This is a genomic window from Mesorhizobium sp. NZP2234 (assembly GCF_013170765.1).
Lineage (GTDB): Bacteria > Pseudomonadota > Alphaproteobacteria > Rhizobiales > Rhizobiaceae > Mesorhizobium > Mesorhizobium loti_D.
The window spans coordinates 5,789,102-5,814,225 of record NZ_CP033364.1 but is presented as its reverse complement, the minus strand read 5'-3'; the positions used below and the strand labels follow the sequence as shown (position 1 = coordinate 5,814,225).

Here is a 25,124-nt window from a genome sequence, read left to right as displayed (position 1 = left end):
GAAAGGACAATCCAATGGGCAAAGATGTATTCGACAAGGGTTTTGAAATCCGCAAATCGGTTCTGGGCGCCGAATTCGTCGAGAAGTCCTTCGCCAGCGCCGACGATTTCAATCGTCCGCTGCAGGAACTCGTGACGGAATATTGCTGGGGCGCCGTCTGGGGCCGCGACACGCTCGACAAGAAGACCCGCAGCATGCTGAACCTCGCCATGCTTGCCGCGCTCAATCGTCCGCACGAGCTGAAGATGCATGTCAAGGGTGCGCTGACCAACGGTGTGACCAAGGACGAAATCCGCGAAGTCCTTCTACAGGTCGTGATCTATGCCGGCGTGCCCGCAGGCGTGGATTCTTTCCGGGTGGCGCGCGAAGCTTTGCAGGAAGTCGGAGCATGACAACCCGTCCGCCGCTCGCCACGGAAAAGCTCTCCATGCTGATCAGCGGCCGCCCGGCCGCCGCGCGGTCGGGGGATTATTTCGAATCCTTCGATCCCTTCACCGGCAAGGCATGGGCGCTCGTCCCGCGCGCCGGGATAGCCGATGTCGATGCGGCCGTTCAGGCAGCCGCGGCCGCGTTCCGTGGCGAGTGGCGGACAATGACCCCAACGGTGCGTGGACAGATCATGACGCGCTTTGCCGACCTCGTGGCGGAGGAGGCCGAGAACCTGGCCGTTCTCGAAACCCGCGACAACGGCAAGCTGATCAATGAAATGCGGATGCAGTGCAAATACATCCCGCAATGGTTCCGCTTCTTTGGCGGCCTCGCCGACAAGATCGAGGGGCGCGTCATCCCGATCGACAAGCCGGGCGTGTTCAACTACACGCGCCGCGAGCCGCTCGGGGTGGTGGCAGCGATCACTCCATGGAACTCGCCGCTGATGCTGGCGACATGGAAGCTTGCTCCCGCGCTCGCCGCAGGCAACACGATCGTCTGGAAGCCGTCGGAATTCTCCTCGGTGTCGGCATTGTTCTTCGGCCAGCTTTTCGAGAAGGCGGGCTTTCCCAAGGGCGTCGTCAACATCGTCACCGGCTTCGGGCACGAGATCGGCGACCGCCTCGTCACGCATCCCGATGTCGCCAAAGTGGCCTTCACCGGCGGCGACGCCACCGGCCGCCGCGTCTATCAGGCCGCCGCCGGCGGGCTCAAGAAGGTTACGCTCGAACTCGGCGGCAAATCCGCCAACATCGTCTTTGCCGACGCAAAGATGGACGCGGCCATTCCCGGCCTCGTTTCGGGCATCTTCGCCGCGACCGGGCAGACCTGCATCGCCGGATCGCGCGCACTCGTGCAGCGCTCGGTCTATGACCAGGTGACGGAGAAGCTGGTCGCCTTCGCAAAGACCGCGAGGATCGGCGATCCGCTCGATCCCGAGACCCAGGTGGGTCCGATCACCACCTTGCCGCAGCGCGCGAAAGTGCTCGATTACATCGGCATCGCCAATGGCGAGGGCGCTGCGCAATTGCTCGGCGGCAAGATACCCGAGGACACGTCGATTGCCGACGGCTGGTTCGTCGAGCCGACGATCTTCGGCAACGTGAAGCAGTCCATGCGCATCGCCCAGGAAGAGGTCTTCGGACCGGTGCTGTCGGTCATTCCCTTCGACGACGAGGACGAGGCGGTGGCTATCGCCAACGACACCATCTACGGGCTTGCGGCCGGGATGTGGACGCAGGACCTCGGTCGGGCGATCCGCCTGCCCGAGCGGCTCGAGGCCGGCAGCGTCTGGGTCAACATGTACCGCGCCACCAGCTATCTCTCCCCCTTCGGCGGCTACAAGCAGTCGGGTATCGGCCGCGAGAACGGCCAGACCGCCATCTACGAATATCTTCAGGAAAAAAGCATCTGGATCGATGCAGGGAATTCCATTCCCGCGCCGTTCGTCCAGCGCTGATCGACCAGATGCTTCGGGAGGAAGCCATGACCATACGTTTCGATGCCGTGCCGCCACTCGATCCCAAGGTGGCGGCGTTCGTCGGCGGCAGCCATGCGATGCTTGTCGGCAACGCGTGGCTCCCGGCGGCCTCGGGAAAGACGTTGGATGTGGTCGATCCTTCGAACGGCCGGATCATTGCGGCCGTGCCGGCCGGCGACAGCGCCGATGTCGATCTGGCGGTCCAGGCCGCGCGCAAGGCGATCGACGGCCCCTGGTCCAAAATGGTGCCGGCCGAGCGCGCCAGGCTGATCTGGAAACTCGCCGATCTGATCGATGCCAATGTCGATATGCTGGCGACGCTCAATTCCTATGAGAGCGGCAAGCCGATCGGTGATTCCCGCAATGGCGAGGTGCCGTTCACGGCCGAGACGTTCCGCTACTATGCGGGGTGGGCCACGAAGATCAATGGCGAGACGATGACGATCAATGCGCCCGGCGACTGGCACGCCTATACCCGCCGCGAGCCGGTCGGCGTCGTCGGTCAGATCATCCCGTGGAACTTCCCGCTCAGCATGCTGGCCTGGAAGGTGGCGCCGGCCTTGGCGGCCGGCTGTACGATCGTGCTCAAGCCGGCCGAGCAGACGCCGCTCGGCGCGCTCTATTTCGGCAAGCTGGTCCAGGACGCCGGCTTTCCGGAAGGCGTGGTCAACATCCTGACCGGTTTTGGCGAAACCGTCGGTGCGGCGATGTCTGCCCATCCCAACATCGACAAGGTGGCATTCACCGGTTCGACCGAGGTCGGCAGGCTGATTGCCCGCGCCGCGACCGGCAATCTCAAGAAGGTCAGCCTGGAACTTGGCGGCAAGGCACCGACCATCGTGCTTGGCGATGCCGATATCGACATGGCGGTGGCCGGCGCCTCGAGCGCGGCATTCTTCAATGCCGGGCAGAGCTGCGGCGCGGGAACGCGCTTCTTCGTTCACAAGAAGATCTACGACAAGGTCATGTCCGGGATCGCCGAGCGGGCCGAAAAGCTGAAGCTCGGCGCCGGGCTTGATCCTGCGACGGAGCTTGGCCCCGTCGTCTCTCAGCAGCAGATGGAACGCATCACCCGGCTGATCTCGGAAGGCAGGAGCGATGGCGCCGAGATCGTCACTGGCGGCGCGCGTGCGGGCCACGTCGGCTATTTCGTCAAGCCGACGGTCATTTCCCGCACGCGGCCTGACATGTCGGTGATCCGCGAAGAGATATTCGGGCCGGTGGCCTGCGCGATGCCCTTCGACGACGACGACCTGGACAAACTCGCCAAGGATGCCAACGACACCGAGTATGGCCTTGCCGCATCGATCTGGACCAACAATCTAGGCGCCGCGCATCGGCTGGCCGCGAAGATCAAATCCGGCACGGTCTGGGTGAACTGCCATAACTTCAACGACGTCACCATGCCGTTCGGCGGGTTCAAGCAATCGGGCTGGGGGCGAGAACTTGGCGAACAGGCGCTCCAGCTCTACACCGAGACCAAGACCGTCGCGATCCGGCTGCCATAGGCGAGGGGGCGGCCGATGTCCTGCTACGAGACGATCGATGCGCGATTCGGGGATTTGATCGATCCGGTCGCATTCCTCGAAACCATCCACACGGGAAATCGCTGGGCGGAGGGCCCGGTCTATTTCGCCGACCTCCGCTCGTTGATCTGGAGCGATATTCCCAACGACCGCATGCTGCGATGGGACGAGGAGACGGGGGCGGTTTCGCTGTTCCGAAGCCATGTCTCCAACCCGAACGGCAACACGCGCGACCGTAGTGGAAGGCTGGTGACCTGCATGCAGGGCGAACGCCGTGTCGTGCGTACCGAATGGGACGGCTCGATCACGGTGCTGGCCTCCGCTTACGGTGGCAAGCCGCTGAACTCGCCGAACGATGTGGTCGTGAAGTCCGACGGCAGCATCTGGTTCACCGATCCGAACTACGGGATCATCTCCGATTATGTAGGGCGCAAGGGCCTGCAGGAGCAGCCGGGCTGCCGCGTCTACAGGATCGATCCGCTATCGGGAAAGATCACCGTCGTTGCCGATGATTTCTCCATGCCGAACGGGCTCGCCTTCTCGCCCGACGAGAAGCACCTTTACATTTCGGACTCCGGTTTTCTAACCGACCGCGGCGCTCCGCATCACGTCAGGCAGTTTGACGTCGACGGCGACAGATTGGCGAATTCCCGCATCTTCGCCGACATATCGCCTGGCATTCCGGATGGTTTTCGCGTTGATGTTATGGGCAATCTCTGGATCAGCGCATGGGATGGCGTACAATGCCACACGCCCGAAGGTGAACTCATCGGGAAAATCCAGGTGCCGGAAATGGTTGCGAACCTGGCCTTTGGCGGGCCGCGCAACAATCGGCTGTTCATCACGGCGACAACATCGGTCTATGCCGTGTTTCTGAATGTCCGAGGCCAGAAGTACGCGTTCGGTACGTGACACGGACACCACTGGGGGGCTTGGAAGCGCTGCGGCAGCGGATGGTTGGGGTGAGAGTTGGACACGAAGCAGCTACAGGTATTCATCGCCGTCGGTGCGGCTGGCAGCTTCTCGAAGGCCGCACTCGACCTCAGCGTCACCCAGCCGATGGTCACGCGCCATATTCGCGGGCTTGAGGAGGAGCTCGGCGTCGAGCTGTTCTATCGCAACGGACGCGGTGTCGTCCTGACCGAGGCGGGCGTGCTCCTGAAGGCTCATGCCGACGAGATCGTCGAGCGGATGCGGCTGGCGCAGAATGCAGTCTCGAACCTCAAATCCTCGCCGAAGGGAAGGTTGGTGCTGGCCGTGCCGCCTTCGGTCGGCACCGTGTTGACGGTGCCGCTGGTCAAGAAGATCAAGAACGAGTTTCCCAATGTCGCGCTGCAGGTGATCGAGGGCTTCAGCGGCCATATCCTGGAATGGCTGATTGCCGGCCGCATCGACGCCGCCGTGCTGTACAATTCGCCGAACCATCCGTCCGTGCTGACTGAACCGCTGGCCGATGACGAGCTTTTTCTGATCGGACCGGTCTTGTCAGAGCGCGTGCTGCCGCGCGCGCCGGTCGGCCTCGACATCTTCGCCGAGTTGCCGATGATCCTGCCCAGCCGCCCGCACGGGCTGCGGCGGCTTATCGACAACACCCTGGCGGAGCATGGCATCTATCCGCGTGTCGAGATGGAGCTGGAGGCAATGCCGTCAACCTTGCTTCTGGTCGAGGAGGGCACAGGCTATACGGTTCTGCCCTATGCTTCCGTCCATCTCCTTGTCGAGGCTGGCCGCATCGAGGTCTGGCCATTCGACCCACCGATCACCCGACAGCTGATCCTCGCGACCTCGTCGCAGCGACCGATGTCCTCGAATTTTCGGCCGCTCTTCCGCGCGGTGCGCACGGAACTGCGGGACATCATGTCCACCCACATCTGGAAACCGACAACTTATCCTGAATGAGTGTTGGTGCCGTCATCTGCTGGCCGTCGCAGACGCGGCGGCCGGCTCGATCGACCGGGTCGCGGACATCGTCAAGGTCCTCGGACTTATCAACGCGTCCCCCAGATTTCACCGACCATCCCGCTGTCATGAACGGTTGTTCGGACCTGCTCGTTTCCGTGTTTGGAGAATAAGGCATGCATGCCCGGTCGACCATTGGAGCAGGTTCACTGCCCAACCAGATCACGGTGGAACTCGAGATGATCATTGCGCTCGCGGTCGATTGAAAATCGTGTGGTGGCTCGGCATCGCGCTCGCAAAACGGAAGCCATGCCTCGCCTTGATCCCCACGCTCCCCAATCATCTCCGCAGCGCATCGATGTGCGCGCTCTACATCTCCGTCACGAACTTCGTCCGCAGATAGGCGTCGAGGCCTTCGATGCCGCTCTCTGAGCCGTACCCGGATACGTTGACGCCGCCGAACGGCGTTTCCGGCGTCGACACCATCATGTGGTTGACGCCGACCATGCCGGCCTCCAGTGCCATCTCGGTCTTCTGCGCGAGGCTGAGATTGCGGGTGAAGACAAAGGAGGCCAGGCCATAAGGCAGCGAATTTGCCCGTTCGATCATGCCGTCGAAGGTTGAGAAGGTGGTGGTCGGCGCGATCGGCCCGAACGGCTCTTCGGACATGATGCGCGCGGCATCCGGAACATTCTTCAGCAAGGTCGGAGCGTAGAAATAACCCTTTTTGCCGATCCGCTTGCCGCCGGTGACGACGCTCGCTCCCTTCGCTGTCGCATCGCTGACGAAGCCGTCCATGGCGTCGAGCCGTCGCGGCGCGATCATCGGGCCCATCTGCACGTTTGCGTCGAGGCCGTCGCCGATCTTGAGCTTTTCGGCGCGTGAGGCGAAGCCTTCGATGAAGCGGTCATAGATAGCCTCATGCACGTAAAAGCGGGTTGGCGAGGTGCAAACCTGGCCGGCATTGCGGAACTTGAAGGCGACGAGCGTATCGAGCGTCTTGTCGAGATCGGCGTCCTCATAAACGATGACGGGGGCGTGGCCCCCCAGCTCCATGGTGCAGCGCTTCAGCGTATCTGCCGCCTGTTTCTGCAACAGCTTCCCAACGGCCGTCGATCCGGTCAGCGAGACCTTCTTCGGGATCGGCGAGGCGATCAGATAGGACGAGACCTTGGCTGGTTCGCCGAACACGATGTTGAGCACGCCTGCCGGCAGTCCGGCGTCCTGGAAGCAGCGGGCGATGGCGACCGCGGTCCCCGGCGTTTCCTCCGCCGGCTTCAGGATGATCGAGCAGCCGGCGCCGAGCGCACCTGAAATCTTGCGGATGACATTGCTGGCCGGAAAGTTCCAGGCGGCGAAGGCGACGACAGGCCCGACCGGCTCCTTGAACACCATCTGCCGCACGCCGGGCAGCCGGGCAGGGACGATGCGGCCATAGGCGCGCTTGCCTTCTTCCGCATACCAGCGGGTCGCGTCCGCCGCGAACTGCACCTCGCCGGTGGCCTCCGCCAGCGCCTTGCCGTTCTCCATCGTCAGGACACGCGCGATGGTCTCCTTGCGCTGCTCGATCAGGTCGGCGGCCTTGTCCATGATCGCCCAGCGCTGCATCGCGGTCATCGTCTTCCACAGCTTGAAGCCTTTGAGCGATGCGGCGAGAGCACGGTCGAGGTCGGCCTCCGTGACATGCGGCACGGTGGCCAGCACCTCCTCGGTGGCGGGATTGATCAATGGTTCGGACTTGCCGTCCGACCCTTGGCACCACACGCCGTCAATCAGCAGCTCGATCGTCTCTGGATACATGTTCCTGGCCCTTTCAGCCCGGCGGGCGCGGAAAGCCGCCGGCGGATTGCACGTCACAAGAAAATTTCCGCGATGGCTTGACCTGTACATTGTATACAGTATGGTGTCGACATGATTTTAGCGCGCATCCAGAAATTGTCGGTCGCCATCCCGGAGAATCTCGCTGAGATGCTCGAGGAAGAGATCATCTTCGGCCGCCTCAAGTCGCGGGAGCGGTTGACCGAGGAAATGGTCGCCGCGCGTTACGGCGTCAGCCGGTCGCCGGTGCGCGAGGCGCTCAGGCTGCTCGAGCGCGACGGCCTGGTAATGCGCGAGGCCAGGCGCGGCATCTGGGTTTCACCGATGTCGCAGCGCGATTTCGACGAGGTCTATACCTGTCGCATCGAACTCGAAGGGCTGGTCGCCAAGCAGGCGGCCGAATCCGCCGACATCGAAAAGAAGGCCGAATTCAAGAACCTCTTGTCGGAGCTGAAGCAGGCACAGGCCAGGAACGATGCACGGCAGTTCTTCATCGTCGACGTCCGCGGCTCTCTCCTGACCTACACGCTGGCCGGCAACAAGACGCTGACACGCCTGCTAGGGGGTCTGGAAAAGCAGGCCTTGCGCTACCGCTATCACGCCTACGAGCAGGATCCGAAGATCATCCAGCTGTCGCTGGACGACACGGCCCGCATCTATGATGCGATCACCGCAGGTGATGGCGAAAGCGCCAAGGCCATGACCGAAAACCTCATCCGGGAAATCTGGCAAAGCATGCGGGCCGGCATTCGCGACGCGTTCGGAGAGGGCTAGTCCGTGTCCAGCTTCTCGTCAGCGTTCAGCGTCATCGATTCCCATACCGCCGGCCACCCCACGCGCGTCATCCTCAGCGGCGTTCCGAAACTCTCCGGTTCGAGCGTGCGGGAGAAGCGGGACCATTTCCGCCGGCGCTTCGACCATCTTCGCCCGGCGCTGCTGCATGAACCGCGCGGCCATGCCGCCATGGTCGGTCTGGTGCCGGTCGCCTCCGATGTCGCCGATTATGGCGCGTTCTTCATCTCGTCCTATGTCTATCTCGATATGTGCGGTCACGGCACGATCGGCCTTGCCAGGACGCTGGCCTTCACAGGCCAGATCTCTGTCGAAACGGGCGACAGCTTCACGCTGGAAACGCCTGCGGGCATCGTGACCGTTCATCTGATCTGGAACAAAGACGGTTCGCTGGACCGGGTGCGCATAGCCAACGTCCCGAGCTATGTCGGGCTGGAGCGCTTGAGTGTTTCCGTCGAAGGCATTGGCAAGGTTGATGCCGCGATTGTCTATGCCGGCATGTGGTATGCGCTGGTGGACGCCGCGTCGCTCGGCTTCAAGCTGACCCCGGACAATGCATCGGTCTTGATGCAGGCCGGCGCCAGGATCAAGGACGCGATCAAGGCGGCGATGAAGGACCTGCCTCTGCTGGCGGGTGCTGCCGCGCCGAGCGTGCTTTTCCACGATGCCGACAGCGCGCATTCGGCGACGCATTTTCTTGTCCTGGAATCCAACAAGTTCGACCGCTCGCCTTGCGGCACCGGCACCTCGGCGCGCCTGACCTATCTGCTCGGGAAGGGGCTGATCAGCCCCGACCAGACTTATCGCGCCAGGAATATCTTCGGCATTCCGTTCGAAGCGCGCCTGCAAAGGCGCGTCGAGGAGCAAGGCCGCGAAGCGATGATCATCGAGATCGAGGGCTCGGCCTTCATTACCTCGACCCAGACAATCTACTTCGAGAAGGGCGACCCCCTCTCGAAGGGATTTCTAGCCCGCTAACCACAAATAACTCAGAAAGGGGAATGACATGAAATTCACGGTAATGCGTACGTTCATGGCCGCTTTGACCATCGGTCTTGGCCTGCTCACCGCGCCGATCGCTGCTTCCGCCGACGACAGTCCGTCCGCCGTCATCGACCAGATCCGTGCCAGCGGCGTGCTCAAGGTTCCTGTGATGACCGGCGAAGAGCCGGGCTATATCAAGGATCCGGCCACCGGCCAATGGAGCGGCTTCTACTACGAATTCCTGGGCGAGATCGCGACCCAGCTCGGCGTCAAGCTCGAGCCTGTCGAGACCACCTGGGGCAATCTGGCCGCCGACTTCCAGTCCAACAAGATCGACATCGCCATCGGCGTCAATCCGAACCCGAAGCGCGGTCTTGTCGTCGACTATCTATGGGAGCCGCTGTTCACCGACGCCTGGGCCGTGCTGACGCCTCCCGGCAAGCCGGTCAAGACCTGGGCCGAGCTCAATTCGCCCGACAAGACCGTCGTCGTCCAGAAGGGCAGCACCATGCAGGTCGTCGCCGAAGCGCTGCTGCCGAAGGCCAAGATCACACCAGTGGAAGATCGTGGCCTGGCGTTGATGGAACTGCAGGCCGGCCGCGCCGATGGCGTCGTGCTTTCCATCTTCGATGCGCTGCAGATCACCAACCAGAAGATCGGCAATGTCTCGCTGCCCGAGCCGATCCTGCGCAATCCGGCAACGCTGGCCGTCGCCCGCAAGCCGGGCAATGCCGGCTACATCAACTTCCTGACCAACTGGATCCTGCAGGAGCGTTCGCTCGGCCTTGCACAGGGCAAGCTTGCCCGCTCGTGGGAAGCCCGCGGCATCGACCTGTCGATCCTTCCGGCAGGGTTCTCCTTCTGATCGCAACAGCCTGACCGCCGCCTGGTGCGGCGGTCAGGCCACCACTGGACGTGCATCGAACCAGTGAGGACGCCATGTTCGACTATACAGTGATAACCAACAATATCGGGCTGCTCTGGCAGGGCCTGCTGATGACGCTCTACTTCACCGTCATCACCATCGGTGCCGGCATGCTGATCGGCCTGTTCATCGGGCTTATCCAGCTCAGCACGTTCAAGCCGCTGGTCATCCTCGGCCAGATCTATGTCGAGTTCTTCCGCAACATTCCGCTGCTCGTCACGCTGCTCTGGGTCTATTACGCCTTCCCGATCTTCGCCGGCATCAATGTCACGAAATTCTGGGCCGGCTTCATCGGGCTGAGCTGCTACGTCGGCTCCTTCTACGCCGAAATCCTGCGCGCCGGCGTCCAGTCGGTCGATCCCGGCCAGACGGATGCGGCGACCGCGATCGGCATGTCCTATGGCCAGCGCATGCGCCGGATCATCCTGCCGCAGGCATTCCGCAAGATGATCCCGCCCCTGGCGGGCCAGTCGATCATCCAGATGAAGAACACCACGCTGCTGTCGATGATCACGGTTCCGGACCTTCTCTATCAGGCGAGCTACATCTCGAGCTTCACCTATCGGCCGATGGAGGTTTACACCGCCGTCGGCGTCATCTTCCTGATCATCCTGATCCCGCTGACCCTCTTGTCCAGGAAACTCGAAAGAAGAGGGAGCCTGAAATGAGCGCCATTGAACCAAGCGCCGTGACGGACAAGAGCGACAAGCCTGTCCTGCGGCTGGACGGGATCTGCCTCAAATTCGGCGACAAGCGTGTGCTGAACGGCATCGATCTCTCGGTCGTCGAAGGCGAGGTGGTGGTGCTGATCGGCGCCAGCGGGTCGGGCAAGACGTCGTTGCTGCGTTGCATCAATCTGCTCAACATGCCGACCAGCGGCAGCATCGTCATCGATGACGAAACGCTGTTCGACAGGAGGGCCGATGGCAAGGGCGCCCAGATACCGGCCCAGGAGGTCAACCGCATCCGCTCCAAGACCGGCATGGTCTTCCAGCAGTTCAATCTCTTCCCGCACATGACGGCGCTCGAGAACGTCATGGAAGGCCCGGTCATCGTCAAGAGGGAGCCGAAGGAGCAGGCACGCCAGAAGGCGCTGCGACTGCTCGATCTCATGGGGCTGGGGCAGCACGTCGAGAAATATCCGCGCCAGCTTTCCGGCGGCCAGCAGCAGCGCGTCGCGATCGCGAGAGCCATGGCCATGCAGCCGAAGGTGATGCTGTTCGACGAGCCGACCTCGGCGCTCGATCCCGAACTGGTCGGCGAAGTCATGAAGGCGATGGTCGAGCTGGCCAGGAGCGGCATGACCATGGTGATCGTCACCCACGAGCTAGGCTTCGCCTTCGAGGTCGCCGACCGGGTCGTATTCCTCGATCAGGGGTTGGTGGCGGAGCAGGGGCCACCAGCCAAGGTGCTGCTGCATCCCGAACATCCGCGTCTGAAGACATTTGTCGGACGCTTCCATGAATCGGCGGATCTGCTTCGCCCGTTCCTCGAGGCGCGTGAAGCCGAGAAGGCGTGCTGAAGGCACGCCGCTTCACGCGAAAACAGCCAAGCGGACATCGTCGAATGCGCCCCCCTTTCGAGCTGGCCGCAAAAGGAAGACATCAATGACACTGAGTTTCGATCCGGCCACAATCGCCATTCCCAGGGGACATCATATCGGCGGGCAGTCCATTGAACTGCCTGGCGCGGAGATCGAGGTTCTGCGCCCTTCCGATCTCCAGCCCATGGGGTTGATCACCGATGGCGGGGAGGCCGCGGTGCAGCAAGCCGTCGATGCCGCGAAGAAGGGGCTGGCGCAAAGCCGTTGGGCGAAGATCGCGCCACGCGATCGCGCCGCCGTGCTCATGCGCTTCGCGGCGCTGATCGAAGAGAACGCGACCTATCTCGGACAGCTGGAAGCGATGGGGTCGAGCCGGCTGATCTCGATGACGATCGTCCGCGACGCGGTACGTACCGCCGGCGTCGTGCGCTACTACGCCGAGTTCTGCGACAAGATCGAAGGCACGGTCACCGCGACCGAGGCGAATGCGCTGAGCATCGTCAAGCATGAACCCTACGGCATTGTAGGCGCGATCGTTCCATGGAATTTTCCGATGATCACCGCCGCCTGGAAATTCGCCCCGGCGCTGGCCGCCGGCAATGCGGTGGTGATGAAGACGTCGGAGCTGACGCCGCACAGCCTTCTGGCATTGGCGGCGCTTGCCGCCAGGGCCGGCATTCCCGCCGGTCTGTTCAATGTCGTCAACGGCTATGGTCATACGACCGGTGCGGCGATCGTGCGCCATCCCGACATCCTGAAAATCTCCTTCACCGGATCGACGCAGACCGGTGCGGCGATCATGACGCTCGCTGCCCAGTCCGGCATCAAGCCCGTCACGCTCGAACTCGGCGGCAAAAGCCCGCAACTGGTGCTGGCCGATGCCGGCGACATCGATGTGGTGGCCGGCCGCGTCGCTGCGGCGTTCATGGACAATGCCGGCCAGGTCTGCACGGCCGGTTCGCGGCTGATCGTCGAGGACAAGATCGCGGATCAACTTCTAGAACGCGTCATTGCCCGGACCAAGGCGATCAAGGCGGGACCGACCTGGGACGAGACGACCACCTTCGCGCCGATCATCAGCCGCAAGCAGCTTGAGCGCATCGATACGATGGTGCGCGCAAGCATCAGCGAAGGCGCCTCGGTCATCACTGGCGGCACGGTGCTGGAAGGACGCAACGAAGGCAGTTTTTTCGCGCCGACGATCCTTGAAAATGTCGCCGACGACAATATCGGTTTCAAGGAGGAGTTCTTTGGTCCGGTGCTGACGGTGCGCACCTTTGCCGACCTCGACGAAGGCCTCGCCCTGGCGGCGCACCCGGTCTACGGGCTCGCCGCCAGCGTCCACACCACGGACATGAAGAAAGCGCTCAAGGCGGCCGATTCGATCGAGGCCGGCATGGTCTGGATCAACCAGCACGGGCGCGGCCCGGAGTTCACCTACCCGGCCGGCGGCTACAAGGGGTCCGGCTTCGGCAAGGACATGGGTCGTGCCGGCGTCGAGGCGTTCCTGCGCCAGAAGGCCATCTGGGCCAACTACGCCTGAGCGAGCGCAAGCACATGCAATTCGATTACATCATTGTCGGCGGCGGCTCGGCGGGTGCCGTGCTCGCCAGCCGTCTCTCGGAGAACGGCACGAAGCAGGTCGCGCTTTTCGAAGCCGGGCCCGACACGCCGCCGGACGACGTTCCGGAGGTGATCGCCGACAGCTATCCCGGCCTGTCCTATTTCGACCCGAAATACCATTGGACGGAGCTACGCGTCTTCAACCGCTCGCCCAAGCAGAATGCGCAGGTGGTCAAGACGGCCAAGCTCGAACAGGCCAAGGTGATGGGCGGCGGCTCCAGCATCAACGGCCAGTTCGCGGTGCGCGGCATGCCGCACGACTATGACGAATGGGAAGGTCTCGGCTTGCCCGGCTGGGGATGGGACGGCATGCTGCCCTATCTCAAGAAGCTGGAACGCGATCTCGATTTCGATGGCGAGCTTCACAACAAGACCGGGCGGATTCCGATCCGCCGCGTCTTTCCGCAGGACTGGGCCGGCTTTACCCGATCCGTCCTCAAGGTGACGGAAAGCGACTATCCCTACCGGCCGGACTACAATGGCAGTTTCGAGGACGGCTCGTTCCCGCTGCCTTTGTCGAACGAGAACGACCGCCGCGTCTCGACCGCGATCGGCTATCTGGACGCCGAGGCGCGTGCCCGCAAGAACCTGCACATCTTCGCCAATGCCTTCGTCGAGAGACTGGTGACCGAGGGGCCGCGCATCACCGGCGTCGAGGTCACGATCGCTGGCCGCACGAAGATTCATCGCGCCAACGAGACGATCGTTTCAGCTGGCGCCCTGCATTCGCCGGCCATCCTGATGCGCGCTGGCATCGGTCCGGCGGCGCAGCTGAAGCGGCTGGGCATCGACGTGGTCGCCAACCGCCCCGGTGTCGGCGAGAACCTGACCGATCATCCGCATCTGGCCGTCGGCGCGCATTTCAAGAAATCCGCGCGGCTCAAGCCCGGTCAGCGGCGCCACATATTTCTGGGCGTCAGATACTCTTCGAACCATGCCAACTGCCATCCCGGCGACATGCTGCTGATGCCCGTCAACCGTGCCGGCTGGCATCCGCTCGGCAAGGCGATGGGCGCGCTCAATGTCTGCGTCAACAAATCCTATTCGCGCGGCACCGTGACGTTGAAGTCCGCGGTGCAGACCGATGAGCCGATCGTCGATCTGAACATGGCCTCCGACGGCCGCGACCTGATGCGCCTTGTCGATGGCTTCAAGCGCATCTGCAAGATCATGCAGTCGCCAGACGTCCAGCAGCACGTCAACACCTGGTTCCTGGCCGGCTACAGCGACGAGGCGCGTGCACTCAGCGTCCGCAAGCCGTCGAACTGGATCAAGACCGCAACCGCGGCCTACCTCTTCGACTACGCGCCGTTCTTCCGCGAAACCTTGCTCAAGCGCAAGTTCGGCACCACCGACCGCATCCAGGCGATGCTCGGCAATGAAGAGCTGATCGCCGATTGGGTCAAGCAATCCGTCTGGTCGGGCTGGCATGTCTCCGGCACCTGCAAGATGGGCGCCGACGGCGATCGGTTGGCGGTGCTGGATGCCGAATGCCGCGTGCGCGGCGTGCAGGGCCTGCGCGTCGTCGATGCCTCGATCATGCCGACGATCATCGCCGCCAACACCAACATCACCACCATCGCCATCGCTGAAAAAGCGGCGGACCTGATTTTGAATTCCCGACAATAGCAAAGGACCTCAAGGCTATGCGCAAGAACAAGGTGAAGGACATCTGGGCCGCCGGCGGCGAAGTGGTGACGGGCTGGCTCGGCATTCCGTCGTCGATCTCGGCCGAACTGATGGCCCAGCAAGGCTGGGATGCGCTGACCGTCGACCTCCAGCATGGCGCGACCGACTATGTCGACGCCGTGCCGATGCTGCAGGCGATCTCGACGACCGATACGACGCCGATGGTGCGCGTGCCGTGGAACGATCCTGCGATCATCGGCAAGGTGCTCGATGCCGGCGCCTATGGCGTGATCTGCCCGATGGTCAACACCGCCGAGGAAGCTGATGCCTTCGTGAAGGCCTGCCGCTATTTTCCCAAGGGCGGCCGCAGCGTCGGCCCGCTGCGCGCCTCGCTCTATGCCGGGGCGGACTATTTTCAGCACGCCAACGACACCATCATCACCATGGCGATGATCGAGAGCGACCAGGCCGTGAAGAACCTGGAAGACATTCTGAAGACGCCGAACCTCGACGCCATCTTCGTCGGTCCCTCGGACCTTGCCGTCACAATGGGCGAGGCGCCCGGCTTCGATCCGCGCTATCCCTCGGTTTACGAGGCGATCGAATACATCGCCGCCAAGTGCAAGGAAGCCGGCGTCATTCCGGGCATCCATTGCGGCTCGGTGGCCTATGGTGTCGACATGCGCAAGATGGGCTACCGCTTCATGGCCTACCTCTCCGACTTCCGCATGCTGCAGCAGATGGTGGCGCGGTCGCTGCCGGCCTTCCGCGCCGGCACGCCGAGCGCGATCGCGCCCTGATCGGCACATCCGGATCGATCGCCATGACATCGACAAGCACGCCGCGCGGCAAGGTGACGGTCATCGGCGCCGGCATCATCGGCGTCTGCACCGCGAACTATTTGCTCGAGCAGGGTTTTGCCGTCGAGGTGGTCGATCCGGCCTTGCCCGGATCGGAGGAGCAATGTTCCTTCGGCAATGCCGGCGGCATCTGCCCGGGATCCTGCATCCCGAACGCGATGCCGGGTGTGCTTCGCAACGTGCCGAAATGGCTGATGGATCCGGAAGGTCCGCTGATCGTGCGGCTCGCCTATCTGCCGCACGCGCTGCCCTGGCTGTTGCGCTTCCTAGCCGCCAGCCGCAGACCGCGCGTCGAGGAGATATCAGCGGCGATGCGCTCGCTGCACCGCTACACATTCGAGTGCTACGAGCCGCTGATCAAGGCAGCCGGCTGCGAGGATCTTCTGCAGAAGCGCGGTCAGCTTTTCGTCCACGAAACGGCCGATGGCCCGTCGAAGGGTGCCTATGGCCTCGGGCTGCGGCGCGAGCACGGCGTCAAGGTGGACATCCTCGATGCCGATGAAATCCGTCAGCTCGAACCGGCCCTGGCGCCGATCTTCAAGAGCGCGGTCTATTTGCCCGAGCAGGGCCAGTGCCCCAATCCTGGCCGGCTTGTCGCCAGGCTCGCCGAACACGCGGCACGACAGGGTGCACGGTTCTTCAGGGCGAAAGTCATCGGCTTCGACATGGGGGCCAGCGGTCCTTCGGCGGTGCGACTTGAAGGTGGCGATCGCATGCCGGTTGAGACCGTGGTGATTTGCGCCGGCGCCCGGTCGGGCGAACTTGCCCGCCAGCTTGGCGACCGGATCCCGCTTGAAAGCGAGCGCGGCTACCACATCATGGTCAAGGGCGCCGATACCGGCTTGCGCATCCAGACCATCTCGGCCGACCGCAAGTTCGTCGCCTCGCCGATGGAAGATGGCCTGCGGATCGCCGGCAATGTCGAGTTCGCCGGTTTGAGGGCGCCCGCGAACATGCACCGGGCGGATGTTCTCCTGAAGCAGGCGAGACCCATGTTCCGGAAATTGGAGGTCGGCGAGGTCACGCGCTGGATGGGTCATCGGCCGGGAACCCCCGACAGCATTCCGGTCATCGACCGGGCGTCGCGGGCGAGGAACGTCATCTACGCCTTCGGCCATGGCCATCAGGGCCTGATCGGAGGCGCTGTCACCGGCAAGATCGTGTCGCAGCTTGCCGCCGGTTTGCCGACGGCGATCGATCTGGCACCTTTCCGGAAGGATAGGTTCTGATCCAGGACGCGTGACGCGGCTTCAGCGGGAAGTCGCGCGCCATTGTAACTCGACGACCAGCCCTGCCGGTCGGGTCGATTCCGGAAACTAAGGATCGCTCCCAGTCGCGCCGCCGCCATTGTTGCGATCGTAAGACAAAGCCCGGTGCCGGAAGCGCTTTGTTGCGCCCTCGATGGAACCGCTCGATGATGCGCGGCAGCTCATCGTCATCCACGCCTGGCCCCCATCGGAGATCGCCACGCCATTTCGGTCTAGGCTGCGGAGGGCGGCGGCGCCGCTTCGAGCGCCGCGAGCGCCAGCACTTGACGGACGATTCGGCTGGTGCGGTCGACAGACGTGACGATATGACGAAGCGCCTCTTCACGACCGGGACCATCAGGGGTTGCAAGCGCCACCTGTGCCTGGGTCTTCAAGCCCGCCAGAGGGGTGCGAAGCTCATGCGCTGGTATCTGGCATATGGCTTGAGCCTGCGGGATCTGTTCTATCGCTCAAGAGCTGACTGGCCGCTTCGGCCCCAAAGCACGCCAATCTTTGGGAAACTCCATAGCTTCTATCTTGGACCCTTCAGCCGAGAGATCTCCATAGCGAAAGCGTATAGAGCGCATTTGAAAAATGTATTACCTCCAAGGTCCTGATTGCCCGATAGTCCCTCGCGGGTTCCACTGAACTCAGCGTGCACACGGCTCAACGCCCGGCACTAAGGGAGGAAAAATTGACGACATTCGCAACCATGTTGCGATCGCTTGCCGTTGTCGCAACGATCGCCAGCTTCAGTCCGGCATTTGCCGGTGGCGTGGATGAGCTGCCCAAGAACATCCAGGACGAACTTTACAACAAGGACATGATGGATCCGATGCAGCCGCTCGCGGAGAGTGCGTATCGCGATTGGAAGCCAAAGAAGGGTCCGCCGTGGACGATCGGCTATGCAAGCTCATATGCGGGCAATACGTGGCGCGCTGACGTGATGAAACGTCTGCAGGAGGAACTCATTCCGAAATGGAAGAAGCTCGGCCTCGTCAAGGACGTGATCATTACCCAGTCGAACCTGAACGACTCCACGCAGATCCAGCAGATGCGGCAGCTTGTTGACCAGGGCGTCGACGCAATCATCGTCTGTTGCTCCAATCCGACTTCGCTGAACCAGACCGTTGAATACGCTCACCAGCGTGACATACCGGTGTTTTCGGCCACCGGGTATCTGACATCTCCATATGCTGTGAACTCCTCCGCGAATTTCGTGGTCGGTGGCAGCATGCTCGGCGAATGGATGGCCAAGCAGATCAATGGCAAGGGTAACGTCCTTGTTGTCGAAGGCATTCCCGGCGCTTCGGCATCGGATTCCCAGAACGTTGGCGTGCTGAAGGCACTGGCGAAATACCCCGACATCAAAGTGGTGGGTCAAGTTGCCGGCATGTGGACCGACCAGGTTGCCCAGTCCGAGATCCAGAAATGGCTGGCCACCAATCCGGGCGACCTGAACGGCATCATCATCCAGTCGGCGTCTGAGTTGGGTGCCTTGCGCGCTCTGCAACAGAGTGGACGCGACATGGTGCCGTTCTCGATCGGCGGCGAAATCGGTGCGCTTTGCTATTGGCGCAACAACAAGGATTTCGTCAGCCAGGCGGTCCAGGCATGGCCCCCAGGTGATGATTTTGAGTTCGCGTGGAACATCATGATGCGCACTCTTCAGGGACAGGGGCCGAAGGTCCAGTCCATCCTAACGAAGCCGCAGACGCTCACTTACGAGCAGCTCGAAAAGGCCGTCCCGGCCGACTGCAGCGAAGACTCTGACGGCTGGTACAACGTCGGCGCACAGAACTGGGCAAGCAAGGATTACCTGGACCAGTTTTTCCTGCGCCCGGCTGATCCCGAGACCTTCAAGGCGCAGTGACTGCCACCGGTCTGGCCACCCCTTCGACGCCGACGGGGTGGCATTTCCTTCATTCCATGCAAGTCTAGCCGACCAACGTCGGCCAACTGGACCTATGATGTCGTACCCCACGGTTGAACTCTCATCGGTCAGGAAGACCTTCGGGCCGACGGTAGCGCTCGGCGGGTGCAACCTGACGGCCTATGCGGGCGAGGTTCACGCGATCATTGGTGGTAATGGCTCGGGCAAAAGCACGCTCGCGAAGGTTATTTCGGGCGTTCTGATTCCGGATAGCGGCCAGGTCTCAATCCTTGGAAAGTCGGCAACGTCTCCACACGAAGCGCGCCAGCTGGGCATCTCCAATGTTTTTCAGGAGGTGCTTGTTGCAGATGAGTGCTCGGTGCTGGACAACCTTTACCTGGGCGCAGACAGCCTGCTGGGTTCATCCATGAACCGGGAGGAAAAGGAGGCCAAGGCAGCCGCGCTGATGCGCGAGCTCCTCGGCTTCGAAATCGACCTCTCCGGCCTGGTAGGCGAACTGCCCCTGAGCGTCAAACAGTGGGTCACGATCGCCAGGGCTCTCCTTACCGATCCCAAGGTCCTGATCCTCGATGAGTCGTCTGCGGCGCTCGACTTCGATTCCACGGAGAGGCTGTTTCGCAAGATGCGGCAGTTGAAGCAAGGGGGGGCGAGCATTCTGATCGTCACCCACCGTATCGCCGAGCTGGTGCGTATTGCAGACCGTGCGACAGTCCTGCGCGACGGCGTGGATGTCGGCAAGCTGGCTAAAGAGGAGATCACCGAGTCCAGGATTCTCGAACTCATTGCCGGCGCCGAGCGCAGTGGGACCAGCCGTGATCAGCCTTTGCCGACGCGTCTTGGCGACCGACCGGTTCTGCGCGCGACTGACCTTCGGGTCTGGTCAGACGCTGCAGCTGTCAATTTCACGGTGTACCCCGGCGAGGTCATCGGGATCACCGGCCTGGACGGGCAAGGGCAGGCGGACTTCGTAAGGTGCATCGCCGGCATCCAGTCTCCGATTGCCGGCCGGCTGGTGGTGGTTAACGACGGCAAGGCCAGCGAGGTTACTGATCTCGCATCGGCGCGACGAAACAACATCAGCTACGTGAGCGGCGATCGCAAGAAAGAAGGCATCTTTGCCAATCTGAGCATATACGAAAATCTGCTGCTCCCAGTGTATCGCGAATTCCGGTCCGGCGGTGTGCTGAACTTCGTCAACCGAACCAAGCTGACGCCGGTTTTCGAGTGGGAGTCCAGCAAACTGGCCGTCAAAATGGGAAGCCCCCAGAACCTGATCACATCGCTGTCAGGCGGCAACCAGCAGAAGGTGCTGATTGCCAGGGCCTTTGCCGAAAAGCCGGTGGTTTTGGTGCTCAACGATCCGGCCCGCGGCATCGACGTGGGGGCCAAGCTGGATCTTTACCGCAACCTCAAGGAATTCGCGGCCCGGGGCAACGCGGTGGTGTTCCTATCCAGCGAGCTCGAAGAATTCCTGAATCTGTGCACGCGGGTTCACGTGTTTCGCAATGGCGCGATTTCGGCTGATTTTGAGCCGCCGTTCGACGGACATGTCATCCTCAATGCCATGTTCGGTCGCCGCGCAACGGCGCGATTGCCCGGGGAGGCCGCCAACGAGAATGATCCGGACAACCCGATGCCGGTCGCAGATAGCCATAGTCCGAGACTTGAACAGGGCCGGCCGGTGCCAAGGTCTGTGACCCTGCTGAACCAGGAGGTGAACCATATGGCGGCAACACCATCTTTCGTGCTGAGTTGTCCGGATATTGCGCCGGGGCGCGTTATCCCCGACCGGTTCGCCGAAGACAACCGCCTCTCGCCCAGGTTGGTTTGGTCAGGTCCTCCGGAAGGCACGCGCAGCTTCGCGTTGGCCATCACCGATCCTGATCTGCCAGAGGCGTTTAATTTTCCCCGCTCGTTTGCACACTGGCTGGTGGCAAACATTCCGGCGGAACTTAGGGAACTGCCGGAAGGAGCGAGCGGGAGCCTGGGAATGCCGCACGGCGCTGTCGAGTTCAACAGCGACTTCGTGACATTCAAGATCCCGGGATTTGGCAAGGGATACGGTGGACCTTGGCCGCCGGATCGAGCGCACCGGTACTTCTTCACGCTCTATGCGCTGAAGGTGGACAAAGTCGAGTTGCCGGCCGAAGCCGATTTCGCGGTATTTGCGGCTGCAGTGATGCCGGTTGCGATCGATGCCGCGTCGTTCGTGGCAGTTTACGGGCCCGCAAAGAAGTCATTACCCGGTTAGGAACGGGCAGGAATTCCCCAATCAGGAGGATCATATGAGTAGATATGGAAGCAGGAGCAGCTTTGATCTGGAGTGGATCGAGCGATGGGCCAGAAAGGTCAACGATGACCGTATCTTACCGGTCGTCGGCCGTTTTTTTACGAGCAAATTCGTCCTGGGTTTCGATGACACCGAGTATCTGGTGGATGTTCGGGGGGGCAAGATTCAGAAGATTGCACAGGGTCTCACCCCCAATGACATGGGCGTGGAGTTTTGGCTCAAGGCTCCGAGCAGCGCCTGGTCGAAGTTTGCCCAGGAAATCCCACCGCCGATGTTCAACGACATCTGGGCGATGGCGCATCCGCTGCACAAGCAGCTGATTATTGAGGGCAATTCGCTCCCCTTCTGGCAGAATCTGCGGGCGCTGACGCGTATGCTCTCGCTGATGCGACAAGTTTAACGGCAGCGCAGGAGAGTTGTCATGAATACACACGATCCGATTGTGGGGCGTTACGTTTATGTCCAGTGCGAAGGCAAAACGTATCGCACGTACTACGAGGAACACGGCGAAGGCATTCCGATGGTCTGCCTGCATACCGCCGGCACTGACGGGCGCCAGTACCGGCATCAGCTTTGCGATCCCGATATCAGCCAGAATTTCCGTGTCATTGCCTTCGACATGCCTTGGCATGGCAAATCGATCCCGCCGGCAGACTTCCATCTGATGGAAGACGAATACAAACTCACGACCAAATTCTATTGTGAGTTCATCGTGGCGTTCTGCCGGGCGCTGGATCTGCGCAAACCGGTCCTGATGGGCCAGTCAATGGGAGGCAACATCTGCCTGGCATTGGCACTGCGCTATGAAAGCGAGTTTTCTGCCTTCATCGCTCTTGAAGCCTGCGACTATTCGCCGGGATGGTGGATCGATCCGCTGCATCACCCCCACATCCATGGTGGCGAAGTGGTCGCGACCTCGGTGTTCGGTCTGATGGCGCCGCTCTCTCCCGACGATTACCGGTGGGAGACCTGGTGGTACTACGCGCAAGGCGGCCCGGGCATTTTCAAGGGCGACCTCTATTTCTACAGCGTCGATTCGGATTTCCGCGACCAGTGCCAGAAAATCTCGGGGAAGGTGCCGATCTACTTCCTGACTGGCGAGTACGATTTCGCCTGTACGCCGGAAATGACCCAGCGTACCGCCGAAAAGGTCAAGAATTCCGAGTGCATCATCTTTGGCGGCGGTCACTTCCCGACGTCGGAAGACCCGGCGAAATTCAAGGAGGTCATCTCTCCCGTGCTGAAGAAAATCCTCAATGCGGATCCGGAAAGACGCGGTCAAGGCAGCAATGCCCTGTCGGGACGGAGCATTTCCGAAAGCCGGTCATCGTCCCGCAACGAGCGGCCCAACGAGGGCCGGAAGGTCATTGAGTTCTAGGTTGCGTTAGCAACGAAAGACAAATGGTAATGTCTCAGTCCAGGGCCTCCCAAAACACCTACCTGCTGGTCCCGATCCTGCTGATCGCGCTGCTCCTGAGCACTGCGGTCATCAGGGGGCCGAACCTCGTATCGTTATCGGGATTCGGCAGCGCGATCATCGTGTCGGCGCCCTTGATACTGGCGACATTCTCCCTTGTGGCCCTGGCTGTGGCGGGACGCGGCACTGTCGACTTGGCAGTCGGACCGCTGCTCGCTTTCATCAATGTTACGATCGTCAAGCTCAACGGGCTTGGCATCGTGACGGGTCCCTTTGGTGTCATCCTGGTCGCCCTTGGGATCGGCGTGCTCTACCAGCTCTTTTTCGCGCTCATCATCATATTCGTGCGTGTCCAGCCGATCATTGTAGCGCTGAGTGGCTTTCTGGCCCTGACCGGCATCAACCTCGTCATCCTCCCGAGGCCTGGCGGCACTGCGCCCGACTGGATGTCGTCCTGGGGCCTCGGCAACACCATCTTTTCACCGGTCCTTCTGATCGTGTTGCTGGCTATCGCGGCATGGTTGCTGTTCACCATGACCTCGTTCTACACAAACCTGCGTCTGATGGGTTACGATGAGCGCGCGGCCTACACCAGCGGCGTGCGCATCAACGTGGTTCGGATCGGTGCTCATGTCATCGCCGGTCTCTTCGTTGGCCTCGGCGCGATCTGCTATACCGCGCTGATTTCGTCCGGAGATCCGACACAGGGCACCACCATGACGCTGACGGCGGTGACCGCCCTCGTGCTCGGGGGCGTCAGCCTGTCCGGCGGGCGCGGTGGCGTGGCGGGCGGGCTGCTCGGCGCGCTCAACCTCTTCCTGATCGGCTATGTGCTCGCCACGTTCAATTTCGGCTCGACGCAAGCGTTTGTGACACAGCTTTTCTATGGGCTGATCCTCGTTCTCTCGCTGCTGCTGACCCTGCTCGTCCCAGTCATCGGGCGATACCTTTATTTCATTTCGCCCTTTGCGGCATTTGTCGTCCTGGGCTGCGTGGTTCTCGGCATCATGCTGTATGTCAGCACCCGCGACACCTATGGCGTGGCGGCGGTGGCCAGTGATGCCTTGAAGACCAATCCGGACGTGTTGACCCGCTATTTGCTGCTGCCCCCGCAGTCGGGAAGCGGAGTCGCGTTACCCGACCTTTCCCCGCTTCAAAAGGCCGTCTTTGGCTTCGCCGCGATACTGGCCGTGCTGACCCTTACGGTCCGTGTGGTCGTGTCTGAAGCCGTATCAGTGCGCCTCGGCGCGTTCATCTATGTGTTCGTCTCGGCACTCATCCTGCTCCTGTTTCTGGTCGTCGGCGAGCAAAGCCATGCGGCCGGCATTGCGGCGGCCGGACAATTGGTGGGGATCACGGCATGACCCAGACGTTTGGCGACGGCAGCCGCGGTGGCGGCTTATTTGTTCCGCGATCGCGCGCTCTGGTGTGGCTTAACCTGGCGGTCACGTTCGTAGTTGCCGCGATCAGCTTTGGCTTGGGATTCTGGCAGGGGATCAGCGCCCAGGTTGTCATTCTCTACACGGTCGTGCTGGCCGCTGTTCTTTTCTGCCTGATCAACTACATAGCGGTCATATTTGAGCCACGGCCTTCGTCACTGGACACCGGGAGCGCGCCCGCCGCTGCCGGCGGCGTCTGGGCCGGTAACCGGGTTCTGATCATCACCATGTCGGTGATGCTGATCGTGTACCTGCTGATTACCGCTACTGTCCCGTCTTTCAGAAGCCTTGGCAACCTGATCGCCTTCCTGCTGCTGGAAGCGATCCTGGTCTTCGCGTTCAAGGTCAGCAACCGTTTCGCTCACGGCCGGAGCGCGTTTATCGGGCTGATTGTCCTGCTGGCGCTGATTGTGATCAGCTCCTTCACGATCAACGGGTTTCTCTCAGCACCCAATATCAAGGCAATTCTGCTGTTTGCCGCTTTCCTGGGAATCGCCTGCGTTGGCCAAACGCTGGTTGCGCTGCTGGGCGGCTTGGACCTGTCGATCCCATTTGTGATCGGGTCCTCGAATATCGGGCTGCTCTTCCTGATCGGGCTCGGCGTGCCATCGTGGCTGGCAGTCGTCTTTGTGCTGCTCATCGGCGCCACTCTGGGTTTTCTCAACGGCGTCCTGTCATACAGGCTGCAGGGCCAGGCTTTGATCCTGACGCTCGGCATGGGCTTTGCGATTGCAGGTCTGGTCCAGATCCTGACCAGTATCGGGTCGTCATTTGGCGGCAATGTTTTTGGGACGGTGCCCAAATGGCTCCAGAACCTCGCTGCTATGAACGGTCGTACCTTCGGTTTGGCCGTTCCGCCGACAATCCTCCTGTGGATCGTCATCGCGATCATCGTCATTGTCGGACTGCGGTATTCCGCCTTTGGCAGGTATATTTATGCTCTTGGCGGCAATCGCCGTTCCGCCAAGCTCATCGGTGTCTCTGAGTTCAAATACTGGACCGTGGCCTACACCATAAGCGGCTTCTCGGCCGCCCTGACAGGATGCCTGCTGCTGGGATGGAGCGGCGGCGGATTCATAGGGGTCGGCGACCAGTATCTTTTCACAACCCTGGCTGCGGTGGTGATCGGCGGAACCTCGCTTATGGGCGGGTACGGCGGCTATGGCTACACAGTGATCGGGGTTCTCGTCCTGCAAGTCCTGAGTGCCTTCCTGATCGGCATCGGGCTCAAATACGAATGGCAACAGTTCATTTTCGGTCTTCTGATCCTGCCGATGGTCGCGCTCTACGGCCGCGCCCCAGACATCAGAGCCCAAGTTTAGGGAAAGC

Annotated in this window: 21 protein-coding genes and 1 pseudogene; 20 read left to right on the top strand and 2 right to left on the bottom strand. The window is 61.8% G+C overall.

The window, feature by feature from the left end; genetic code table 11:
* Positions 1–14: 14 nt before the first annotated feature.
* Genes EB230_RS28290 through EB230_RS28270 form a run of 5 tightly spaced genes read left to right on the top strand, consistent with a single transcriptional unit; the run spans position 15 to position 5,334 of the window.
* Complete coding sequence (locus EB230_RS28290; protein ID WP_056565175.1) at positions 15–392, top strand: carboxymuconolactone decarboxylase family protein; 378 nt, start codon at positions 15–17, stop codon at positions 390–392.
* 35 nt (positions 393–427) lie between these two features.
* A complete protein-coding gene (locus EB230_RS28285) occupies positions 428–1,888 on the top strand; it encodes an aldehyde dehydrogenase (RefSeq protein ID WP_210261354.1) in 1,461 nt (486 codons plus the stop codon).
* Between the two features lie 26 nt (positions 1,889–1,914).
* Positions 1,915–3,417: an aldehyde dehydrogenase family protein gene (locus EB230_RS28280; protein WP_172374357.1), complete on the top strand. Its 1,503-nt coding sequence runs from the start codon at positions 1,915–1,917 to the stop codon at positions 3,415–3,417.
* A gap of 15 nt (positions 3,418–3,432) precedes the next feature.
* Positions 3,433–4,347, top strand: coding sequence for an SMP-30/gluconolactonase/LRE family protein (locus EB230_RS28275; RefSeq protein ID WP_172374356.1), 915 nt, complete (start codon positions 3,433–3,435; stop codon positions 4,345–4,347).
* A 57-nt stretch (positions 4,348–4,404) separates the two neighbouring features.
* Positions 4,405–5,334: a LysR substrate-binding domain-containing protein gene (locus EB230_RS28270; RefSeq protein WP_056565168.1), complete on the top strand. Its 930-nt coding sequence runs from the start codon at positions 4,405–4,407 to the stop codon at positions 5,332–5,334.
* A 369-nt stretch (positions 5,335–5,703) separates the two neighbouring features.
* Here EB230_RS28270 and EB230_RS28265 read toward each other — a convergent pair whose 3' ends face one another.
* Positions 5,704–7,134: an NAD-dependent succinate-semialdehyde dehydrogenase gene (locus EB230_RS28265; RefSeq protein WP_172374355.1), complete on the bottom strand. Its 1,431-nt coding sequence runs from the start codon at positions 7,132–7,134 to the stop codon at positions 5,704–5,706.
* A 111-nt stretch (positions 7,135–7,245) separates the two neighbouring features.
* On the opposite strand from EB230_RS28265, the gene EB230_RS28260 reads away from it, so the two are divergent.
* The 9 genes from EB230_RS28260 to EB230_RS28220 all read left to right on the top strand — a co-directional run bounded on the left by EB230_RS28260 (position 7,246) and on the right by EB230_RS28220 (position 16,737).
* Complete coding sequence (locus EB230_RS28260) at positions 7,246–7,926, top strand: GntR family transcriptional regulator (RefSeq protein ID WP_056565162.1); 681 nt, start codon at positions 7,246–7,248, stop codon at positions 7,924–7,926.
* 3 nt (positions 7,927–7,929) lie between these two features.
* Positions 7,930–8,922: a proline racemase family protein gene (locus tag EB230_RS28255; RefSeq protein WP_172374354.1), complete on the top strand. Its 993-nt coding sequence runs from the start codon at positions 7,930–7,932 to the stop codon at positions 8,920–8,922.
* Between the two features lie 28 nt (positions 8,923–8,950).
* Positions 8,951–9,793 carry a transporter substrate-binding domain-containing protein gene (locus tag EB230_RS28250; RefSeq protein WP_172374353.1) on the top strand — a complete coding sequence of 281 codons (843 nt, stop codon included), beginning with the start codon at positions 8,951–8,953 and terminating at the stop codon, positions 9,791–9,793.
* 74 nt (positions 9,794–9,867) lie between these two features.
* Positions 9,868–10,521, top strand: coding sequence for an amino acid ABC transporter permease (locus tag EB230_RS28245; protein WP_056565153.1), 654 nt, complete (start codon positions 9,868–9,870; stop codon positions 10,519–10,521).
* Complete coding sequence (locus tag EB230_RS28240) at positions 10,518–11,375, top strand: amino acid ABC transporter ATP-binding protein (protein WP_056565150.1); 858 nt, start codon at positions 10,518–10,520, stop codon at positions 11,373–11,375. Before EB230_RS28245 ends, EB230_RS28240 begins: the two co-directional genes overlap by 4 nt.
* Positions 11,376–11,460: 85 nt before the next feature.
* Positions 11,461–12,939, top strand: coding sequence for an aldehyde dehydrogenase family protein (locus EB230_RS28235; protein WP_172374352.1), 1,479 nt, complete (start codon positions 11,461–11,463; stop codon positions 12,937–12,939).
* A gap of 14 nt (positions 12,940–12,953) precedes the next feature.
* Positions 12,954–14,648 carry a GMC family oxidoreductase N-terminal domain-containing protein gene (locus EB230_RS28230; protein ID WP_172374351.1) on the top strand — a complete coding sequence of 565 codons (1,695 nt, stop codon included), beginning with the start codon at positions 12,954–12,956 and terminating at the stop codon, positions 14,646–14,648.
* Between the two features lie 17 nt (positions 14,649–14,665).
* Complete coding sequence (locus tag EB230_RS28225; protein ID WP_056565140.1) at positions 14,666–15,448, top strand: aldolase/citrate lyase family protein; 783 nt, start codon at positions 14,666–14,668, stop codon at positions 15,446–15,448.
* Between the two features lie 23 nt (positions 15,449–15,471).
* A complete protein-coding gene (locus EB230_RS28220) occupies positions 15,472–16,737 on the top strand; it encodes an FAD-dependent oxidoreductase (RefSeq protein WP_056565138.1) in 1,266 nt (421 codons plus the stop codon).
* 275 nt (positions 16,738–17,012) lie between these two features.
* Here EB230_RS28220 and EB230_RS28215 read toward each other — a convergent pair.
* Positions 17,013–17,180: pseudogene (locus tag EB230_RS28215) on the bottom strand (histidine kinase dimerization/phospho-acceptor domain-containing protein); the annotation flags it as partial.
* A gap of 269 nt (positions 17,181–17,449) precedes the next feature.
* Here EB230_RS28215 and EB230_RS28210 point away from each other — a divergent pair.
* The 6 genes from EB230_RS28210 to EB230_RS28185 all read left to right on the top strand — a co-directional run bounded on the left by EB230_RS28210 (position 17,450) and on the right by EB230_RS28185 (position 25,117).
* On the top strand, positions 17,450–18,628 hold the full coding sequence (locus tag EB230_RS28210) for an ABC transporter substrate-binding protein (RefSeq protein WP_155772362.1): 1,179 nt from the start codon (positions 17,450–17,452) through the stop codon (positions 18,626–18,628).
* Between the two features lie 94 nt (positions 18,629–18,722).
* Complete coding sequence (locus tag EB230_RS28205; RefSeq protein ID WP_065004913.1) at positions 18,723–20,900, top strand: YbhB/YbcL family Raf kinase inhibitor-like protein; 2,178 nt, start codon at positions 18,723–18,725, stop codon at positions 20,898–20,900.
* Between the two features lie 34 nt (positions 20,901–20,934).
* The gene (locus tag EB230_RS28200; protein WP_006326052.1) at positions 20,935–21,339 is read left to right on the top strand and encodes a hypothetical protein; all 405 of its coding nucleotides are present in this window, start codon (positions 20,935–20,937) and stop codon (positions 21,337–21,339) included.
* Between the two features lie 21 nt (positions 21,340–21,360).
* Entirely contained in the window at positions 21,361–22,317 is a 957-nt protein-coding gene (locus EB230_RS28195) for an alpha/beta hydrolase (RefSeq protein ID WP_056565134.1), read from the top strand.
* A gap of 29 nt (positions 22,318–22,346) precedes the next feature.
* Positions 22,347–23,720, top strand: a complete 1,374-nt coding sequence (locus tag EB230_RS28190) for an ABC transporter permease (RefSeq protein ID WP_065004914.1) — start codon at positions 22,347–22,349, stop codon at positions 23,718–23,720.
* Positions 23,717–25,117, top strand: a complete 1,401-nt coding sequence (locus tag EB230_RS28185) for an ABC transporter permease (protein WP_172374350.1) — start codon at positions 23,717–23,719, stop codon at positions 25,115–25,117. Before EB230_RS28190 ends, EB230_RS28185 begins: the two co-directional genes overlap by 4 nt.
* The last annotated feature ends 7 nt before the right edge of the window (positions 25,118–25,124 follow it).

What these genes read in the sequence shown, in the direction of transcription:
- EB230_RS28260 (WP_056565162.1), top strand. Translation starts at nt 7,246, where the DNA reads ATGATTTTAGCGCGCATCCAGAAATTGTCGGTCGCCATCCCGGAGAAT.
- EB230_RS28205 (WP_065004913.1), top strand. Translation starts at nt 18,723, where the DNA reads ATGATGTCGTACCCCACGGTTGAACTCTCATCGGTCAGGAAGACCTTC.
- EB230_RS28250 (WP_172374353.1), top strand. Translation starts at nt 8,951, where the DNA reads ATGAAATTCACGGTAATGCGTACGTTCATGGCCGCTTTGACCATCGGT.
- EB230_RS28195 (WP_056565134.1), top strand. Translation starts at nt 21,361, where the DNA reads ATGAATACACACGATCCGATTGTGGGGCGTTACGTTTATGTCCAGTGC.
- EB230_RS28280 (WP_172374357.1), top strand. Translation starts at nt 1,915, where the DNA reads ATGACCATACGTTTCGATGCCGTGCCGCCACTCGATCCCAAGGTGGCG.
- EB230_RS28285 (WP_210261354.1), top strand. Translation starts at nt 428, where the DNA reads ATGCTGATCAGCGGCCGCCCGGCCGCCGCGCGGTCGGGGGATTATTTC.
- EB230_RS28290 (WP_056565175.1), top strand. Translation starts at nt 15, where the DNA reads ATGGGCAAAGATGTATTCGACAAGGGTTTTGAAATCCGCAAATCGGTT.
- EB230_RS28220 (WP_056565138.1), top strand. Translation starts at nt 15,472, where the DNA reads ATGACATCGACAAGCACGCCGCGCGGCAAGGTGACGGTCATCGGCGCC.
- EB230_RS28230 (WP_172374351.1), top strand. Translation starts at nt 12,954, where the DNA reads ATGCAATTCGATTACATCATTGTCGGCGGCGGCTCGGCGGGTGCCGTG.
- EB230_RS28200 (WP_006326052.1), top strand. Translation starts at nt 20,935, where the DNA reads ATGAGTAGATATGGAAGCAGGAGCAGCTTTGATCTGGAGTGGATCGAG.
- EB230_RS28225 (WP_056565140.1), top strand. Translation starts at nt 14,666, where the DNA reads ATGCGCAAGAACAAGGTGAAGGACATCTGGGCCGCCGGCGGCGAAGTG.
- EB230_RS28235 (WP_172374352.1), top strand. Translation starts at nt 11,461, where the DNA reads ATGACACTGAGTTTCGATCCGGCCACAATCGCCATTCCCAGGGGACAT.
- EB230_RS28245 (WP_056565153.1), top strand. Translation starts at nt 9,868, where the DNA reads ATGTTCGACTATACAGTGATAACCAACAATATCGGGCTGCTCTGGCAG.
- EB230_RS28275 (WP_172374356.1), top strand. Translation starts at nt 3,433, where the DNA reads ATGTCCTGCTACGAGACGATCGATGCGCGATTCGGGGATTTGATCGAT.
- EB230_RS28265 (WP_172374355.1), bottom strand. Translation starts at nt 7,134, where the DNA reads ATGTATCCAGAGACGATCGAGCTGCTGATTGACGGCGTGTGGTGCCAA.
- EB230_RS28190 (WP_065004914.1), top strand. Translation starts at nt 22,347, where the DNA reads ATGTCTCAGTCCAGGGCCTCCCAAAACACCTACCTGCTGGTCCCGATC.
- EB230_RS28185 (WP_172374350.1), top strand. Translation starts at nt 23,717, where the DNA reads ATGACCCAGACGTTTGGCGACGGCAGCCGCGGTGGCGGCTTATTTGTT.
- EB230_RS28240 (WP_056565150.1), top strand. Translation starts at nt 10,518, where the DNA reads ATGAGCGCCATTGAACCAAGCGCCGTGACGGACAAGAGCGACAAGCCT.